The organism is Nonomuraea sp. NPDC047897 (genome assembly GCF_043204415.1).
Taxonomy (GTDB): Bacteria; Actinomycetota; Actinomycetes; order Streptosporangiales; family Streptosporangiaceae; genus Nonomuraea.
Window position 1 is genome coordinate 33180 of the sequence record NZ_JBIDCC010000004.1, and the last position, 16219, is coordinate 49398.

Annotated in this window: 15 protein-coding genes, 1 tRNA gene and 1 pseudogene; 11 read left to right on the plus strand and 6 right to left on the minus strand. The window is 67.9% G+C overall.

Annotated elements, in window-relative coordinates:
* Positions 1-9 precede the first annotated feature (9 nt).
* The 6 genes from recF (at position 10) to ACGF0J_RS10035 (ending at position 7629) form a co-directional block, all read left to right on the plus strand.
* Entirely contained in the window at positions 10-1242 is a 1233-nt protein-coding gene (recF, locus tag ACGF0J_RS10010) for a DNA replication/repair protein RecF (protein ID WP_393143979.1), read from the plus strand.
* Positions 1232-1729: a DUF721 domain-containing protein gene (locus ACGF0J_RS10015; RefSeq protein ID WP_393143981.1), complete on the plus strand. Its 498-nt coding sequence runs from the start codon at positions 1232-1234 to the stop codon at positions 1727-1729. The genes recF and ACGF0J_RS10015 overlap by 11 nt, the downstream gene beginning before the upstream one ends.
* 548 nt (positions 1730-2277) lie before the next feature.
* Positions 2278-4200 carry a DNA topoisomerase (ATP-hydrolyzing) subunit B gene (gene gyrB / locus ACGF0J_RS10020; protein WP_393144965.1) on the plus strand — a complete coding sequence of 641 codons (1923 nt, stop codon included), beginning with the start codon at positions 2278-2280 and terminating at the stop codon, positions 4198-4200.
* A gap of 33 nt (positions 4201-4233) precedes the next feature.
* Positions 4234-6744 (plus strand): DNA gyrase subunit A, encoded by a 2511-nt coding sequence (gene gyrA, locus ACGF0J_RS10025; RefSeq protein WP_393143983.1) that lies wholly within the window; start codon positions 4234-4236, stop codon positions 6742-6744.
* A 3-nt stretch (positions 6745-6747) separates the two neighbouring features.
* A complete protein-coding gene (locus ACGF0J_RS10030) occupies positions 6748-7419 on the plus strand; it encodes a DUF3566 domain-containing protein (RefSeq protein WP_393143985.1) in 672 nt (223 codons plus the stop codon).
* A 136-nt stretch (positions 7420-7555) separates the two neighbouring features.
* Positions 7556-7629 (plus strand) — tRNA-Ile (locus ACGF0J_RS10035).
* A 6-nt stretch (positions 7630-7635) separates the two neighbouring features.
* Here ACGF0J_RS10035 and ACGF0J_RS10040 read toward each other — a convergent pair.
* The 3 genes and pseudogenes from ACGF0J_RS10040 to ACGF0J_RS10050 form a co-directional block, all read right to left on the minus strand.
* Positions 7636-8382: a site-specific integrase gene (locus tag ACGF0J_RS10040; protein WP_393143987.1), complete on the minus strand. Its 747-nt coding sequence runs from the start codon at positions 8380-8382 to the stop codon at positions 7636-7638.
* A 100-nt stretch (positions 8383-8482) separates the two neighbouring features.
* Positions 8483-8830 (minus strand): annotated as a pseudogene (locus ACGF0J_RS10045) (DUF4240 domain-containing protein); the annotation flags it as partial.
* A 973-nt stretch (positions 8831-9803) separates the two neighbouring features.
* The gene (locus tag ACGF0J_RS10050; protein ID WP_393143989.1) at positions 9804-10139 is read right to left on the minus strand and encodes a hypothetical protein; all 336 of its coding nucleotides are present in this window, start codon (positions 10137-10139) and stop codon (positions 9804-9806) included.
* 200 nt (positions 10140-10339) lie between these two features.
* Between ACGF0J_RS10050 and ACGF0J_RS10055 the strand changes: the two genes are divergently transcribed.
* From ACGF0J_RS10055 to ACGF0J_RS10065, 3 genes are all read left to right on the plus strand, one after another.
* Complete coding sequence (locus tag ACGF0J_RS10055) at positions 10340-11056, plus strand: XRE family transcriptional regulator (protein WP_393143991.1); 717 nt, start codon at positions 10340-10342, stop codon at positions 11054-11056.
* 10 nt (positions 11057-11066) lie between these two features.
* The gene (locus ACGF0J_RS10060) at positions 11067-11534 is read left to right on the plus strand and encodes an NUDIX hydrolase (protein WP_393143993.1); all 468 of its coding nucleotides are present in this window, start codon (positions 11067-11069) and stop codon (positions 11532-11534) included.
* 748 nt (positions 11535-12282) lie between these two features.
* Positions 12283-12819, plus strand: coding sequence for a GNAT family N-acetyltransferase (locus ACGF0J_RS10065; RefSeq protein ID WP_393144967.1), 537 nt, complete (start codon positions 12283-12285; stop codon positions 12817-12819).
* On the opposite strand, the gene ACGF0J_RS10070 is transcribed toward ACGF0J_RS10065, so the two are convergent.
* Positions 12812-14170 carry an asparagine synthase gene (locus ACGF0J_RS10070; RefSeq protein ID WP_393143995.1) on the minus strand — a complete coding sequence of 453 codons (1359 nt, stop codon included), beginning with the start codon at positions 14168-14170 and terminating at the stop codon, positions 12812-12814. The two genes, ACGF0J_RS10065 and ACGF0J_RS10070, sit on opposite strands and share 8 nt — an antisense overlap.
* Before the next feature lie 214 nt (positions 14171-14384).
* Positions 14385-14516 carry a hypothetical protein gene (locus ACGF0J_RS10075; protein WP_393143997.1) on the minus strand — a complete coding sequence of 44 codons (132 nt, stop codon included), beginning with the start codon at positions 14514-14516 and terminating at the stop codon, positions 14385-14387.
* A gap of 367 nt (positions 14517-14883) precedes the next feature.
* On the opposite strand from ACGF0J_RS10075, the gene ACGF0J_RS10080 reads away from it, so the two are divergent.
* Both ACGF0J_RS10080 and ACGF0J_RS10085 read left to right on the plus strand, forming a co-directional pair.
* On the plus strand, positions 14884-15018 hold the full coding sequence (locus tag ACGF0J_RS10080; protein ID WP_393143999.1) for a hypothetical protein: 135 nt from the start codon (positions 14884-14886) through the stop codon (positions 15016-15018).
* Positions 15019-15489, plus strand: a complete 471-nt coding sequence (locus ACGF0J_RS10085) for an NUDIX hydrolase (RefSeq protein ID WP_393144001.1) — start codon at positions 15019-15021, stop codon at positions 15487-15489. It begins immediately after the preceding gene.
* Positions 15490-15533: 44 nt separating this feature from the next.
* On the opposite strand, the gene ACGF0J_RS10090 is transcribed toward ACGF0J_RS10085, so the two are convergent.
* Positions 15534-16136 carry a DUF6461 domain-containing protein gene (locus tag ACGF0J_RS10090; RefSeq protein WP_393144003.1) on the minus strand — a complete coding sequence of 201 codons (603 nt, stop codon included), beginning with the start codon at positions 16134-16136 and terminating at the stop codon, positions 15534-15536.
* Positions 16137-16219 lie beyond the last annotated feature (83 nt).

Genomic DNA, 16219 nt, shown 5'->3' on the forward strand with positions numbered 1-16219 from the left:
CTTCGTGGGGTGCACGTCGCCCACCTGTCGCTGACCGATTTCCGGTCCTACGCCTCCGTGGAGCTCGGCCTGGAGCCGGGCGTCACGGCGTTCGTGGGTCCCAACGGCCAGGGCAAGACCAACCTGGTCGAGGCCCTCGGCTACGTCGCGACGCAGTCCAGCCATCGGGTGGCGACCGACGCGCCGCTCGTGCGGCAGGGCGCGAGCCGGGCGATCGTGCGCTGTGCCGTCCAGCGCGACGACCGTCGGGCGCTGATCGAGCTGGAGATCAACCCCGGCCGGGCCAACCGCGCGCGGCTCAACCGCTCCCCCGTCTCCCGCCCCCGAGACGTCATCGGCCTGCTGCGCACGGTCCTGTTCGCCCCCGAGGACCTGTCGCTGGCCAAGGGCGACCCGTCGGAGCGGCGGCGGTTCCTCGACGACCTGCTGGTGGCGCGGACTCCCCGGTTCGCCGGCGTGCGGGCCGACTACGACCGCGTGCTCAAACAGCGCAGCGCCCTCCTGCGCACCGCCGCCCAGGCCCGCAGAGGCTCCAGGAGCGCCCGGAGGGCCGAGGGTGACTCCGGGTTCGCGGCGGCCGGCGCCGGCGACGTGAGGAGCACTCTGGAGGTCTGGGACGCCCATCTGGCGCGGCACGGCGCCGAGCTGTTGCGGGCCCGCCTCGATCTCGTCGAGGCGCTGCGGCCGCTGGTCGCCGGAGCCTACGCCGCGCTGGCCCCCGCGAGCGCCCCCGCCGGCCTCGCCTACCGGAGCACGTTGTCCACAGGCGGGGACACGGCTGAGGAAGAAACCCCCGGTGAGACGGGATCTTCCGATACACAGACGTTATCCACAGACTTGGGGAAAACCCTTGAAGAACGTCTGCGCGAGCGGCTATTGGAGATGCGTTCAGCCGAGCTGGAGCGGGGCGTCACGCTCGTCGGGCCGCACCGCGACGACCTGATCCTCGGCCTCGGCGACCTGCCCGCTCGAGGTTACGCCAGCCACGGCGAGTCGTGGTCGTTCGCGCTGGCGTTGCGCCTTGCCGCCTACGACCTGCTGCGTGCCGACGGCGGCGACCCGGTGCTCATCCTCGACGACGTCTTCGCCGAGCTCGACAGCCAGCGCCGCCGCCGCCTCGCCGAGATCGTGGCGCCGGCCGAGCAGGTGCTCATCACCGCCGCGGTGCCCGACGACGTGCCCCCCGAGCTGGCCGGGGCCAGGTTCGACGTCGCAGAGGGGAGAGTGACCCGTGTCCGCTGACGACAACCCCACGGCCCGCGGGGCTGCCCTGGCCAGGGAGAAGCTGGCCCAGGCCAAGGCCGACGCCGCCCGTCGCGGTCAGCTCCCCCGCCGCGAGCCGAGGCGCAGGGCGGCGGGGGCGCGCCGCGAGGGCGGCGACCCCCAGCTGTTCGGCCGCGCCATCATGGACCTGCTGGCCGACCGGGGCTGGCAACGGTCGGCGGCGATGGGCGGCGTGTTCGGCCGCTGGGCCGACATCGTCGGCCCCGACCTGGCCGCGCACACGAAGCCGGAGACGTTCGAGGACGGCGAGGTGATCGTGTCGGCCGACTCCACGGCATGGGCCACCCAGGTGCGCCTGCTCGCCCGCACCCTCGTCCGCCGCCTCAACGAGGAGCTCGGCGACGGCACGGTGACCCGGGTCAAGGTGCGCGGCCCCCAGCACGGGCCCCGCACGAACGGCCTGCGGGTGCGGGGCAGCAAGGGCCCCGGCGACACCTACGGCTGATCCCCCGGCGCTCCGGCGCCGTTCCTGGCGCGCGGCGGAGCTGTCCACAGCGCCCGTACGACAGCGCCCGTACGGGGAGCGGCGCTCACCCGTGCGTGGTTCAGGGGTCTTCCGCAGCTCTGGCGGCGGTGCGGTTCCGGACTCGGCGGGCCCTCGTTCCGCCGTCGCGGGGACCGGTCGTTCTGTCGGTCGCGCGGCGTACCCTTCCAGCGGCCGGACTTACGCGAGGACCGATCAGACAGCCACAGACGCGATGACCCTCCTCCCGCGTGGGGGAAGCCTTGCATGGGGGGAAAACAAGCGACAGGCCATTTCAGGCGCGTTCAATGCCACCACGACGCCTGAGAGCCGGTAGAATGAAAGCGGATTCCGGACACGTCCGCTTGCGTGTCACCCCCGGCGCGCAACGCGACGCCGACTCCCCTGGGTGACGCACGCAACGGGGCACTCACGACGGTGACGGGCACGGCAGGGGCAGCCGGCACACGAGCTCCCCGCCGCGTGTCCGCGGCAGGAGGATTTGGCACTTGTCCTACGACGCTAGCTCAATCACCGTACTCGAAGGGCTTGAGGCGGTTCGCAAGCGCCCGGGTATGTATATCGGTTCGACCGGTGAGCGCGGTCTGCACCATCTCGTCTACGAGATCGTGGACAACTCGGTCGACGAGGCCCTCGCCGGCCATGCCGACCGCATCGACGTCACGCTCCTCGCCGACAACGGCGTGCGCGTGGTCGACAACGGGCGTGGCATCCCCACGGGCATCCACCCCGTCGAGAAGCGCTCCGCGGTCGAGGTCGTGCTCACCACGCTGCACGCCGGCGGCAAGTTCGACAGCAAGTCCTACGCGGTCTCCGGCGGTCTGCACGGCGTCGGCTCCGCGGTGGTCAACGCGCTGTCGACGGCCATGGATGTGGTGGTCAAGCAGAACGGCCACTACTGGCGGCAGCGCTTCGAGCACTCCAGGCCGACCGCGCCGCTGGCCAAGGGCGAGGAGACCGACGAGACGGGCACCTCGATCACGTTCTGGCCCGACGCCGACATCTTCGAGACCACCACGTGGAACTTCGAGACGCTCTCGCGCCGGTTCCAGGAGATGGCCTTCCTCAACAAGGGCCTGACGATCACGCTGGCCGACGAGCGGCCCGACCACGTCAACGGCGAGCCGGTCAAGGTCGAATACCACTACGAGGGCGGGCTGTCCGACTTCGTCACCCACCTCAACTCCAAGAAGGAGCCGGCGCACGCGTCGGTCATCGACTTCGAGGAGCACGGCGAGGGTGTGTCGGTCGAGATCGCCATGCAGTGGAACAACTCCTACACCGAGTCGGTCTACACCTTCGCCAACACGATCAACACCGCTGAGGGCGGCACCCACGAGGAGGGCTTCCGCGCCGCGCTGACCTCGATCGTCAACCGCTACGCGCGCGAGCAGAAGTTCCTCAAGGAGGGCAAGGACGACAACCTCTCCGGCGAGGACGTCCGCGAGGGCCTGACCGCGATCGTGTCGATCAAGCTGGCCGACCCGCAGTTCGAGGGCCAGACCAAGACCAAGCTGGGCAACACCGAGGCCAAGTCGTTCGTGCAGAAGGCCTGCAACGACCACCTGCGCGCGTGGTTCGAGCGCAACCCCGGCGAGGCCAAGGACATCATCAACAAGTCGCTGCAGGCCGCCAGGGCACGTCTGGCCGCGCGTCAGGCCCGTGACCTGACGCGCCGCAAGTCGCTGCTGGAGTCGGGCAGCGGCCTGCCCGGCAAGCTGGCCGACTGCCAGTGGAACGACCCCGACAAGTGCGAGCTGTTCATCGTCGAGGGCAACTCGGCCGGCGGCTCGGCCAAGGGCGGGCGCGACTCCCGTTTCCAGGCGATCCTGCCCATCCGCGGCAAGATCCTCAACGTGGAGAAGGCCCGCGTCGACAAGGTTCTGCAGAACGTCGAGGTCCAGTCGCTGATCACGGCGCTCGGCACCGGCGTGCACGACGAGTTCGACATCGGCAAGCTGCGCTACAACAAGCTGATCCTGATGGCCGACGCCGACGTCGACGGCCAGCACATCACCACGCTGCTGCTGACGCTGCTGTTCAGGTTCATGCGCCCGCTGATCGAGGGCGGTCACGTCTACCTGTCGCAGCCGCCCCTCTACAAGATCAAGTGGGACCGGAAGGGCGAGGACGCCTCCTACGCCTACTCCGACCGCGAGCGTGACGCGATCATCCAGGAGGGCATCGCCCGTGGCAAGCGCGACCCGCGCGCCCACGACGGTGTCCAGCGGTTCAAGGGTCTCGGCGAGATGAACGCCAACCAGCTCTGGGAGACCACCATGAATCCCGACACCCGCATTCTGCTCCAGGCCACGCTCGACGACGCCGCCCAGGCCGACGAGATGTTCAGCGTGCTGATGGGTGAGGACGTCGAGGCGCGCAGAGCCTTCATCATTCGCAATGCGCGAGATGTCCGTTTCCTGGACGTGTAGCGACAGCCGTACATCAGAAAAGGATCTACACACGTGACGGAAGTGAACACTCCGCCTCCACCGTCGCCGGAGCGCATCGAACCGGTCGACATCCAGACCGAGATGCAGCGCAGTTACATGGACTACGCGATGTCGGTCATCGTCTCGCGTGCGCTGCCTGATGTGCGTGACGGTCTCAAGCCGGTCCACCGCCGGGTGCTCTACGCGATGTACGACGGCGGCTACCGCCCCGACCGCGGCTACTTCAAGTGCTCGCGCGTCGTCGGTGACGTCATGGGGTCCTACCATCCCCACGGCGACACGTCGATCTACGACACGCTGGTGCGCCTGGCGCAGACCTGGTCACTGCGCCACCCGCTGGTGGACGGCCAGGGCAACTTCGGCTCGCCCGGCAACGACGCGCCCGCGGCGATGCGCTACACCGAGTGCAAGCTCGCGCCCATCGCCATGGAGATGCTGCGCGACATCGACAAGGACACCGTCGACTTCCAGCCCAACTACGACGGGCGTTCCCAGGAGCCGGTCGTCCTGCCGGCGCGGTTCCCCAACCTGCTGGTCAACGGCTCGGGCGGCATCGCCGTCGGCATGGCCACCAACATCCCGCCGCACAACCTGCGCGAGGTGGCCGAGGCCGTCAAGTGGGCGCTGGAGCACCCGGAGGCCACCGAGGAGGAGCTCCTCGAAGCCGCCATGGCGCGGGTCAAGGGCCCCGACTTCCCCACCCGCGCGCTGATCGTGGGCCGCCGGGGCATCGAGGACGCCTACCGCACGGGCCGCGGCTCGGTCACCATGCGGGCGGTCGTCGAGGTCGAGGAGGACAACAAGGGCCGGCACGCCCTCGTGGTCACCGAGCTGCCCTACCAGGTCAACCCGGACAACCTCGCTCTCAAGATTGCTGAGCTGGTCAAGCAGGGCAAGATCTCCGGCATCGCCGACGTGCGCGAGGAATCGTCCTCCCGGGTCGGCCAGCGCCTGGTGATCGTGCTCAAGCGCGACGCCGTCGCCAAGGTCGTGCTGAACAACCTCTACAAGCACACCCAGCTCCAGGACACGTTCGGCGCGAACATGCTGGCCCTGGTCGACGGGGTGCCGCGGACGCTGCGGCTCGACCAGTTCATCTCGCACTACGTGACCCACCAGATCGAGGTCATCGTCCGCCGTACGCGCTACCTGCTGCGCAAGGCGGAGGAGCGCGCCCACATCCTGCGCGCGCTGCTCAAGGCGCTCGACCGGCTCGACGAGGTCATCGCCCTCATCCGCGCGTCCGAGTCGGCCGCTGCGGCCCAGCAGGGCCTCATGGGGCTGCTCGACATCGACGAGGTGCAGGCGCAGGCCATCCTCGACATGCAGCTGCGCAAGCTCGCCGCCCTGGAGCGCCAGGCCATCCAGGACGAGTACGACCAGCTCATGGCGCAGATCGCCGACTACCAGGACATCCTGTCCTCGGAGCCCCGGCAGCGGCAGATCGTCAGTGACGAGCTGACCGAGGTCGTCAACCGCTACGGCGAGGACCGGCGTACCGAGATCACCGCCTACGACGGCGACATGTCGATCGAGGACCTCATCGCCGAAGAGGACGTCGTCGTCACCATCACGCGCGGCGGCTACGCCAAGCGCACCCGCACCGACCTCTACCGCGCGCAGAAGCGCGGCGGCAAGGGCGTGCGCGGGGCGCAGCTACGCCAGGACGACATCGTCGACCACTTCTTCGTCACCACGACCCATCACTGGCTGCTGTTCTTCACGAACAAGGGCCGCGTCTACCGGGTCAAGGCGTACGAACTGCCCGACTCGGGGCGTGACGCGCGCGGCATGCACCTGGCCAACCTGCTGGCGATGCAGCCCGACGAGACGGTCATGGAGGTCCTCGACCTGCGCGACTACAACGTCGCCCCCTACCTCGTGCTCGCCACCCGCAGCGGCCTGGTCAAGAAGACCCGCCTGTCGGAGTACGACTCCCCCAGGTCCGGCGGGCTCATCGCGATCAACCTGCGCGACGACGACGAGGTCATCGGAGCCCGGCTCGTCTCCGAGGAGGACGATCTGCTGCTCGTCTCCAAGGGCGCGCAGGCGATCCGCTTCACTGCCTCCGACGAGGCACTGCGACCCATGGGCCGCGCGACCAGCGGCGTCATCGGGATGCGGTTCCTGGAGGGCGATGAACTTCTCGCCATGAATAGGATCGCAGACGGACAAGATGTGCTTATCGCCACGAAGGCGGGGTACGCCAAGCGAACCCCAGTTGAGCAGTATCCGATTCAAGGTCGGGGCGGCAAGGGCGTGCTGACTGCGAAAATCGTCAGTTCCCGTGGCAAGCTGGTCGGAGCCGTCATGGTCAACCCAGAGGACGAGGTCTTCGCGATCACGTCCGCCGGTGGGGTGATCCGGACGAGTGCCGGCGAGATCAAGCAGTCCGGCCGCCAGACCATGGGAGTGCGATTGATGAATCTCGCCGATGGCGACAGTGTGGTGGCCCTCGCCCGCAACGCCGAGTCTATGGAGACTGTGGTGGACACCGAGGAAGAGGACGGGGGAGGAGAGTAAGTCATGAGCGCCCAGGGCGGCAGCGCCAGCGCCAGGACCAAGGCGGCTCGGGAGAACGGGAAGCAGCAGCCTAAGAAGTCCACCGAAACCGAGATCTTCGACAAGCCCGACGAGGACAACGCCACGGCCGTGCACCCCGTGCCGGCCGCCCCGGCGGCCCCCTCGCAGGGCACGTCGCGGGACGAAGCCAAGGACGGCAAGGACGGCGGCCGCATCCGCCCGTCCCTGACCTCCGAGGCTCCCCCGCAGATCGAGCTCCCGAAGAAGAAGAGCTCAAACTCGTCGGGGGCCCGACTCCCCCGCAAGGCCCATCTGGTCCTGCGCCGCATCGAGCCGTGGTCGGCCATGAAGTTCAGCTTCGTGGTGTCGCTGGTCTGCTTCGTGGTGCTGTTCGTGGCAGTGGCCGTCCTGTACGGCGTGCTGTCCGCTCTGGGCGTGTTCGACTCGCTCGTGGACCTGGTCAACCAGCTCGGCAAGGGCGAGCAGGGGCAGCAGGCGCTGCCCATCGACATCGCCTCCTGGTTCGAGCCGGTCCGCATCCTGGGCTACACGGCACTCATCGGCGCCGTGAACGTGGTGCTCATCACGGCCCTCGCCACGCTGGGGGCCGTCATCTACAACGTCGCCTCCGACCTCGTGGGCGGCGTCGAGGTGACCTTCAGCGAGGCCGAGTAGCCGTCCGGATCGGCGGGCTTGCGCCGCATTCCCCGAGGAGTGCGGCGCAAGCATCGTCCGGAAGGCGGTAAGCTTTTCCTCGTCCGAGCAACCGGTTCGCACCCCTGTGCGGGATGCGATACGTTTCGGTGTGCGCGGGGCTATAGCTCAGTCGGTTAGAGCGCTTCCCTGATAAGGAAGAGGTCCCAGGTTCAAGTCCTGGTAGCCCCACCCAGCTCAGAGGCCATTTCCCATCGAGGGAAGTGGCCTTTTTGATCTTCCGGGTGACCAAGTGAGTGACTGAGCCTTTCTGGCTTCACCGGGAAAGATCAGGTTCATCGCCTCAGCCCCTTCCAGGAGTACGGGACGGAGCTGCTTCCGGTAGACCTTCTCGGTTACCACGGTCTCCTTGTGGCCGACCAGGCGGGAGATGTTCTCCAGCGCGACACCGGAGTCCGACAGCAGCGAGACGAAGCTGTGGCGCAGTTCTCGCGGTGTCCACTCATCCGGGTTGAGGTCCGTCCGCTTGAGGATCACGCGTAGTGCCCGGCGGACATTGGCGGCGTCGAGTTCGGTCCCGTGCTTGCTCGCGAAGACGAGGCCGTTCTCCTGCCACGACTCCCCTGCCTGCTCTTTCGCGATCGTCTGTCGGTTGCGGTGACGCAGTAACGCCTCCACGCATCGCCGAGGCAGGGCCAGAGTGCGACGGGACTTCTGGGTCTTGGTGTCTCCTCCGGCACGAACCGAGCGCCACACCATGATCGAAGGAGGAACTGGAGGGGCGGCGTCGGGCTTGCCTTCAAGGTCCACGTGCGACCAGGTGAGCGCCCGTAGTTCCTCCGTGCGTGCACCGATGAGGAGCGACAGCACCACGTAGGCGTACAGATTGGCCGACTCGGCGGCCTTGAGTACCGCCTCGGCCTGGGCGAGGGTCAAGGACTTGGAAGGCCGGCCTGTCGTGCCCTTGGGGATCTCGCACAGCATGACCACGTTGCGCTTGACCTTGTCTCGGGCCTGAGCGCGGGCGATCGACCGCTTGAGGACGGCGGATTAGTTGTATGAGGTTGAAGCGTCGGACCTCTGGGACGTCCATGAGGGTGTCGGGGTCGCTCGTGACCCGTTCGAAGGTCTCCCGGCCGAGGCTGATGACCCACGAGTGGAAGTAGTAGACGCTGTCCAGACCGCCTACCAGGTGTAGGGCGCGCGCCGCGCCCCACATCAGATAGGTGTCCACCTTGCGCCGGGCGACCTCCATCCATGAGGCGAAATCGATGATGTCCTCGACCGAACGTCTCACCAATCGCTCATGGAGCCATTGCACGCGTGCCTCCTTCCCTGCGGTTTCACGCGCGGACTCCTCGATCAGATGCCAGAACTCGTCGATGTCCATGACGGCCGATCTTGGCAGGAACCGACGACAATGCTGGCTCATAGTTTCTTTACTGGTTCAAGGGCTCGCTTCGCTCGCCGCGCCGCCGCCCGCTCCGGGCGGCCAGCGCGCCGGGCTGCGGCCTGGGGGCCGGTCCCGGCGCGCGCCGCCCCCGCTCCACGGCGGCGCAACGACAATGCCGACGATGACCTCAGAACGATGGCCGTTCCGCCGCCGGCCCCCACCGCTTCGCGGCCCCTGTGGGGTGCTTCGCATGGGCGCCGGCCGCTCCACTCCGATCACACATGGTTTTGCGGGCTGAGGACCGTACCCCCGCCCCCGATACCGCATTGTTCGTGTCCCTCGGTCGGCGTCAACTCCGTCTGTGCGGCATGAGGTGTGGGCCGCGTGGAACGTCGACGGGCGACGGCATCGGAAGACGGAGTTGACACCTCGGTCGGGACACACAATCGGGCAGCTATCGGGGGCGGGGGAAGAGTGGCCGTGGGATGCACCGGCCGCTGAGGGCGACGACGCGAGGCCGGGAGGCTTTCGGCACACGCAGTAGCGCCGGGCGTTGATCCCGCCCTGGCCCGTCTATGGGTCGTGATCAGGTGGATACAGGCCGGACATGCCCTTGTGGCCGTCGCGCTGAACGACAGGGACCACCCCAGGACCGGCAGAGGGTAGGCCCGCTGCCCGCAGAGGCCCGCCTCTCGACCTTGAGGCACCGCATGGTGCACCGCATCGCGGCCGGAGCCGGACAGCCCGAGGCGGTAGGCGTCGGCCGACTCGGGTCGTGGTGCCGGTTGACTCAGCTCCAGGTCGTCCCAGTGGACGGGCCAGCGCCGTACCCCGCCCGGAAGTTCACCGGGTTCGCCGTCGAGTTCGACCAGGGCATAGGTGCCGTTGCACAGCAGGCCCGTCACCCGCCCGCTCCGACCCACCAGCCACGGGGCGAAGTCCCGAGTGCACGCGGGGCTGTGCAGCATGTCCACGATCGTGGCGATAGAACCAATCGCGTGATGGAGATCTCTCACGATCCGGCCTCGGCGATCACAGTGGACGGCGCGTGCTGCTTCTGGAGATCGGCATACCGGAAGGCGACCCGACGAGCCGCACGCACCGGCTCGGCCGCTGGATGCCGGGCATACAGGACTCGCCTGCGATGCCCGTTCCATCCGACGCGCCACCAGAACCAGGCGCCGTCACACCACACGACCAGGCCGACGCTGACCGACACGAGAGCGAGCCGGTAGCCGCCGTGCACATCGCTTGCGATGCCCTGCTGAGACAGCTCCTGCTGTAGCTGCTCTGCAGCGAGCAGCGGGTTCAACGGCGCAAGGCGTGGCGCCGTGAGCTGCGAGGTCATCGCCCACCTCCTGAGGCCCGTGGTTGACCGGCACGTTCAGTGAAGCCGGGTGGACGGGACCTTTGAACTTCGCCGACGAGCGTTGTCGGGACGTGTTGGCGGACGAGGAAACGTCCCAAGAGAGTCTTGAAACGTCCGGGGACGTTCGGTGCACTGGATCCGTGAACGAGCGTCTACGGACAGCGATGTTGCGCCATGGGGTGGCCCTGGAGGATCTGGCCGAGACCTGCGGGGTGGAGCCCAAGACCGTCGAGCGGTGGATCAACACCGGCCGCGTTCCGCATCGCCGGCACAGGTGGGCGGCGGCGAAGTTACTCGCCGCTGACGAGACGTACTTGTGGCCCGACGTGCTGGAGACGAGCCAGGAGCGTAGGGGCCGGGCGAACCGGTCCGAGTTGGTCGAGATCTTCCCGGACCGGGCGAGCGTGCCTCGTGAGCTCTGGCTACGACTGCTCAGCGAGGCCCAGGAGCACGTGGATCTGCTGGTCTTCTCCGGGACGTTCTATGCCCAGACCCAGCCGAAGGTGGCGCGGATGCTGGCCGAGGCAGCCGGACGCGGGGTGACGGTTCGGCTGTGCTTCGGCGATCCCACGGCCCAGGCCGTGGACATCCGCGACCGGGAGGAGGGCTTGGGCGGCACCCTGACGGCCAAGATCCGTTCGTCGCTGACGTACTACCGGGCATTGCCCGATCTCGACGGTTGTGACGTGCGGCTGCATTCCACGACGCTGTACGCCTCGTTGTTCCGCTACGACGATGACATCCTGGTCAACCCGCATGCGTACGGCGAACCGGCCTCGGCCAATCCGACCTTCCACTTCCGTCGACTCGACGGAGGCACGATCGCGGAGCACTACATCACGTCATTCGAGCGCGTGTGGGCCGGGGCGATGCCGTGGTCCGGCGCGGAGATATGAGGAGCATCCCGTGGGACGAGTCGAGTACTGGAACGACCCGAACGCGCCGAAGGCGAACAGCCTGGTGCCCGCGTGCGGCACGGTCACGGTGGACGAGGCGGGTCGCATCCTCATGCAGCGCCGACGCGACACGGGACAGTGGGCGTTGCCGATGGGCAAGATGGAGATCGGCGAGACCCCCACCGAGTGCGCCGTGCGCGAGACCGAGGAGGAGACCGGTGTCCGGGTCGAGCCGGTGGGCTTGCTGGGCGTCTACTCCGATCCAGGCCACATCGTGGCGTACACGGATGGAGAGATCCGACAGGAGTACGAGGTGATGCTGATCGCCCGCCCCGTCGGTGGTCGGCCGGGAGCCAACGACGAGGCGAGCGACGTACGGTGGGTGGCGCCGGAGAGCTTGTCCGATCTCGACATCCACCCCACGCAGTGGCGGCAGCTCCGGGATTATCTGGAGGGACGGCACTCCCATGTCGATTGACATGCCGGAACTTCCTAGGGTGGAGGCCCCAGGGTGAGTGAGTGACGAACTGAGTGACAATCGCGCTGGATCAGCCCGGACCACTGTGGATCTCAGCGGACTGTTCTCCCAGGTAGGAGCAGGAGTTGGTCACCGTCCCGCTCCTACCGTGGTTGCCTGATAAGGAAGAGGTCCCAGGTTCAAGTCCTGGTAGCCCCACTCGACTTACAGCAAATAGGGGCCGTTCTCGGATCACGAGGCGGCCCTTTTTCGTGCGCTGGGAGAAATCTGGGAGATGACCTTGGACGCGGTCCCCTCCCGCCAGCTCGGCATCGAGGATCGGGATCGCCGAGTAGGGGTAGATCCGGAAGCGTTCGGCGACGGCGTTCTCCCAGAACTCCTGCAGGTGACAGGGAGTGGGAAGGTCCTGCGGTACGTGGGATCGCTGTCGTTGCCGAGGGCGGCGCGCAGCGGTAGCAGGTCGAGGGTGTGGTCGGGATGAACGTCCAGGTAGCGCGTGGCGGCCTGGCGGATTTCCTCGCGGGAGACGGTCATGACCCCTCATGGAAGTAGGTGAGCCAGGTCGCCGCAATCGGCTGCCGGACTCAGGCCGGAACTTCCCACATGCCCGAGTCGCGGCGCGGGGCCGGGTGGGGCGGCCCCGCGAGCATCTGTGCTGCGGGGCAGAACGTCTTCGACGGGCCAGTGCTTAGTCAGCGATCTGCCCTTGCGGGCGTCGAGTGGGAGCTACGGTGTCGATGTGTTCGAGATGCGATCCGCGAGCATGGCCGACCGCCCTGAGGTGGCTGCGCTGATCCGTGCCCGCGCGCAGTGGATGTGCGAACGCGGTATGCCCGGCTGGGAGGGTTGGCGCGATGGCGCTGACGATCTCGCCGTGCAAGCGGGAGATGGTCTGCCGGTGTGGGTTCTTGTCGACTCCAGTTCGGACGCCGTAATCGGCGTCACCAGCGTGTATGAGCAGGCTTCCCCGCTGCTGTGGCCGGACGAGGCCGAGCGAGAGCAGCCGTCGTTCTTCCTGGCCACGACGGTCACCGATCCGGCCTACGTCGAGCACCGGCCGGGATGTCTGATCGCGTGGTGGGCGCTGGATCGGGCGGCTCGGCAGGGCCGGATGTGGGTTCGGCGCGGCACGGGGCCTTACGACGGGCTGGTGCGCTACTACCGGGATGTGCAGGGCTGGAGCGTGGTCCGGACCGTCCAGCACCAGGGCGTGACCGCGTATGCGCTGGAGCGGCGCGCCGAGCTTCAGCCGCACCTGCCCGAGCTCGGTCTGGCGCTCAACTGATTGCTGCCGCAGCCTGCTCGACGCAGAGAACGTCGAACAGTTCGGCGTCTCGCGGGGTGTAGCCGCTGGCGTCGATCCGGTCCAGGGCGGCGTGTAGTCCGGCCGGGTCGAGATAGCCGGCGTCGAGGAGGATGCCGCCTTGGGTGAGCATGAGACGCAGCCACGGCACCGCGTACTCCACGATGGCCTGCTGCATGACGTCGCTGAAGTTCTCCGCCTGTTGGGGGCGGGTCACCTCTGTGCCCATCCCGGCGCGTTCCAGGCGGGCGCGTGCCAGGCGTTTGCCGCGCCGCCACGTCGAGGGCAGCCACTCGCCGAACCGGATCAGGGCTGGGTCTGCCAGGGGGTGGAAGGGCCAGCAGCCGGCCCGCAGCATGATGGGGGCCCGGTAGCCGAACTGGAGCAGGGTCATCTCGTTGACGACGGTGATGGGTGGCAGGTCGTCGTCGGCCGCCTCCAACGCGGCGAGGGTCTGCTTGGACAGCCAGGGGTTCGGGGCGCGATCGTGGCCGATCGGCGGGGCGGGTCGCTCGCTGGCGGTCAGCGCGAGCAGTTCGTCGCCGCCGATCCCGGTCCAGACGGTGGCTGGCCGCCCGGCCGTGGCGAGCAGCAGCATGGCGGTGGTGGCCTCGGTGTAGGCGTCTTCGTACGGGCTGGTCGTCATGCCGCTGGAGCGCAGGCCGCCTGGGGCGAGCGGTGGGATCGCGGGCACGGTGGCGTCGCTGGCGAACCGGCCGCCGAGGAACTGGCGGCGGCGGTGCGCCTGCTGGGCGCCGGGGTTGCCGCCGAGCATGACGGCGGCCGATGTGAGCTCGCCCGCATGGAGACCGGCCAGGGACAGGGCGACCTGCGCGGAGTCGAAGCCGCCCGACACCTCGACGACGGAGGCGCTCGGGTCGAAGACGCGCGTGCGGATGGCAGCGGTCAGCAGGTCCTCGAACGCGGTGATCACGTCGGCGTCGGGCCGGAGGGGGCGCGGCTCGTAGTGGTCGGCGTCGGCGGGCAGGCTCACCTGGAGGGCACCGGCGTGCAGGGTGAGTGTGGCACGCTCGGTGAGCCGGACGACGTCGGCGTAGAGGGTCGCGGGGGTGTAGCGAAGCCACAGCGCCAGCAGCCGGGCCAACTCGACCTCGTGCAGACGTCCGGTGGGTGCGTGGCGGGCGGTCTCGGTGAGGTCCCACGATGCGTGCAGGGCGCCGGCGCGGTCGACGGTGGCGTACAGCGGCGTGGTACAGACGGCTCCGGCCGTGAGCGTCAGCGTGCCGTTCGGCTCGGTGGTGATGGTCACCATGGGTGCTTCGTGGACGGCGGTGGCGTTGCCGGTGGGCTGGCGGCGTCCCCGCACGACCACGCTCGCGCCGTCCGGGCCGGTGCGCAGCTCGTGCTCCAGAGCTGGGTGAGAGAACGGCGCGATATGGGATCGGCCGGCGATATAGGCGCGGCTGGGCGGGTCCCACCGCCACGGGTACGCGAGGTCTGCGGGATGTGCAGGCTCAGCACGGGTCCTCCCTGGTTGGGGACGGTGCCGGACCTGCCCCGAGGCGGGTCCGGCACCTCGGCGGTCATCAGGTGATGATCTCGTCCTGCGTCTTGGCGGTGTCGCTGCTGCCCGGCTTCTTCTTGTAGGAGTAGCGCTCCACCAGCGAGCGCCGCACGACCTGCGGCACTCCCTCGAAGATGTCGATCATCGAGTCCATCTCTGCCTCCTTCTTGTGGGTGTTCGGAGGAACGGGCGGTGACTTGCAGGCTGGATGATCTGCTGCGGCCCTAGCCGGTGTGCCGGGGACACGGCACTCGGATCGGCTTGCCCGTCTTCGGGTCCGTCGCCGGGATCCAGCCGCTGCCGTCGCAGGTCTGGCACTTCTTCGCCATGGGGTTCCTCCTCCGTCTTGGCGATGTGCTGCGATCGTCGGCGGCGAGCAGGTTGCGGCGGTATTGGCAAGCTCACGCATGGTGACTTGACGGAAAGTCACAACTTCACTGATCGCTGCATGCGGAGTACGTTCGGTTAGTGGACGTGAGACGTCGCACTCGAATCGCTGAACAGCAGCGCGAGATGCGCACGTGTACGGCATGAACGCCTACGGCGCGCCGATCTACCACCTGCGTCGCATGCGTGAGGAAGGGCTTTTCGACACCTACGCCGCCAGCTTTGAGGCAGTGTGGGAACAGTTCCAGCTTCCCGGCGAGGATGAGTGAGTGGCCCGCACCGAGTACTACGACGATCCCGACGCCCCCGAGCCCAACAGCCTGGTCGTGGGGGTGTCCGCCGTGGTCGTCGACGACGGGGACCGCATCCTGCTGCAACGGCGTGTCGACACCGGGCTGTGGGCACTGCCCGGGGGCGGGATGGACCTCACCGAGTCGGTGCCGCAGGCCGCCGTACGGGAGGTGAGGGAGGAGACCGGCTATGACGTCGAGGTGACCGGCCTGGTCGGTCTCTACACCGACGCGCGGCACATCATCGCCTACAGCGACGGAGAGGTCCGCCGGCAGTTCAACGTCTGCCTCACCGCCCGACTCGTCGGCGGATCACTCGCGGTCAGCGACGAGTCGACCGACGTCCGCTGGGTCGACCGGGAGGAGATCAAGACACTGCCGATGCACGACACGCAACGTCTCCGGATCGATCACTTTCTCCGAGGGGTGTCGGCGCCTTACGTTGGGTGAGGCAAACAGTCTGGGAACCATCGCCGTATCGTCCCCGGCCGTGATCAACCACTGTTGATCATGGCGCCCAGGAGTCGCATGTCGAGCATCTCCTTGGAGAAGGGAAATCCGGTGATCTTCCTTGCCAAGGCGAAGGCGCGAGGGAACCCGGCGTCCACATCCGGGCCGTCCTCGTTCAGCTCGGGGTCCAGCCCGACTTCGTGCATCATGTCGGTAAGCTGGCCCGGTTCATTGCCTGCGCGCGCATCGGGACCCAGCAGGTCGAACCAGGTGACCAGCTCGCCGTCAGCCGCATAGACGAAGTAGTCCGTGGCATGGACGTTGCGGTTGATCGACACGACCTGAGTCTTCTGGGAAAGCCGCTTCAGCAGGGGAAAGTCAACTGCGATCGATCCCGTCCAGAGTTGTATGAGCACCGACCAGCCGGCCATCTCCAGTGCACCCACGTAGCCGGTGCGCATCGCATCCGAGTCAATGCACTCCATCGTTCTTTCCTGTAGTTCCTCGAAAGTCACTCCTCTGATCTCGCTGCTGTCTGCGCCGAGACGAACCAACGCCTCAGCGGGAGAAAGGGATCGGGCGAAGGTCACGCAGGAGACGTGGTAGAACTCCTCAAGCCAGTCGAACATCTCGTGCAGGTTGGCCACCGTGACTCCCTCAGTCGGTTAGGGATCATGCTGGCAGTGGTCATCGACAAGGATGACGCCATTCATGGAGCGAACGTTGACGG

What these genes read in the sequence shown, in the direction of transcription:
- ACGF0J_RS10030 (WP_393143985.1), top strand. Translation starts at nt 6,748, where the DNA reads ATGAGCGCCCAGGGCGGCAGCGCCAGCGCCAGGACCAAGGCGGCTCGG.
- ACGF0J_RS10075 (WP_393143997.1), bottom strand. Translation starts at nt 14,516, where the DNA reads ATGGACTCGATGATCGACATCTTCGAGGGAGTGCCGCAGGTCGTGCGG.
- ACGF0J_RS10040 (WP_393143987.1), bottom strand. Translation starts at nt 8,382, where the DNA reads ATGCTGTGCGAGATCCCCAAGGGCACGACAGGCCGGCCTTCCAAGTCC.
- ACGF0J_RS10050 (WP_393143989.1), bottom strand. Translation starts at nt 10,139, where the DNA reads ATGACCTCGCAGCTCACGGCGCCACGCCTTGCGCCGTTGAACCCGCTG.
- ACGF0J_RS10065 (WP_393144967.1), top strand. Translation starts at nt 12,283, where the DNA reads ATGCGATCCGCGAGCATGGCCGACCGCCCTGAGGTGGCTGCGCTGATC.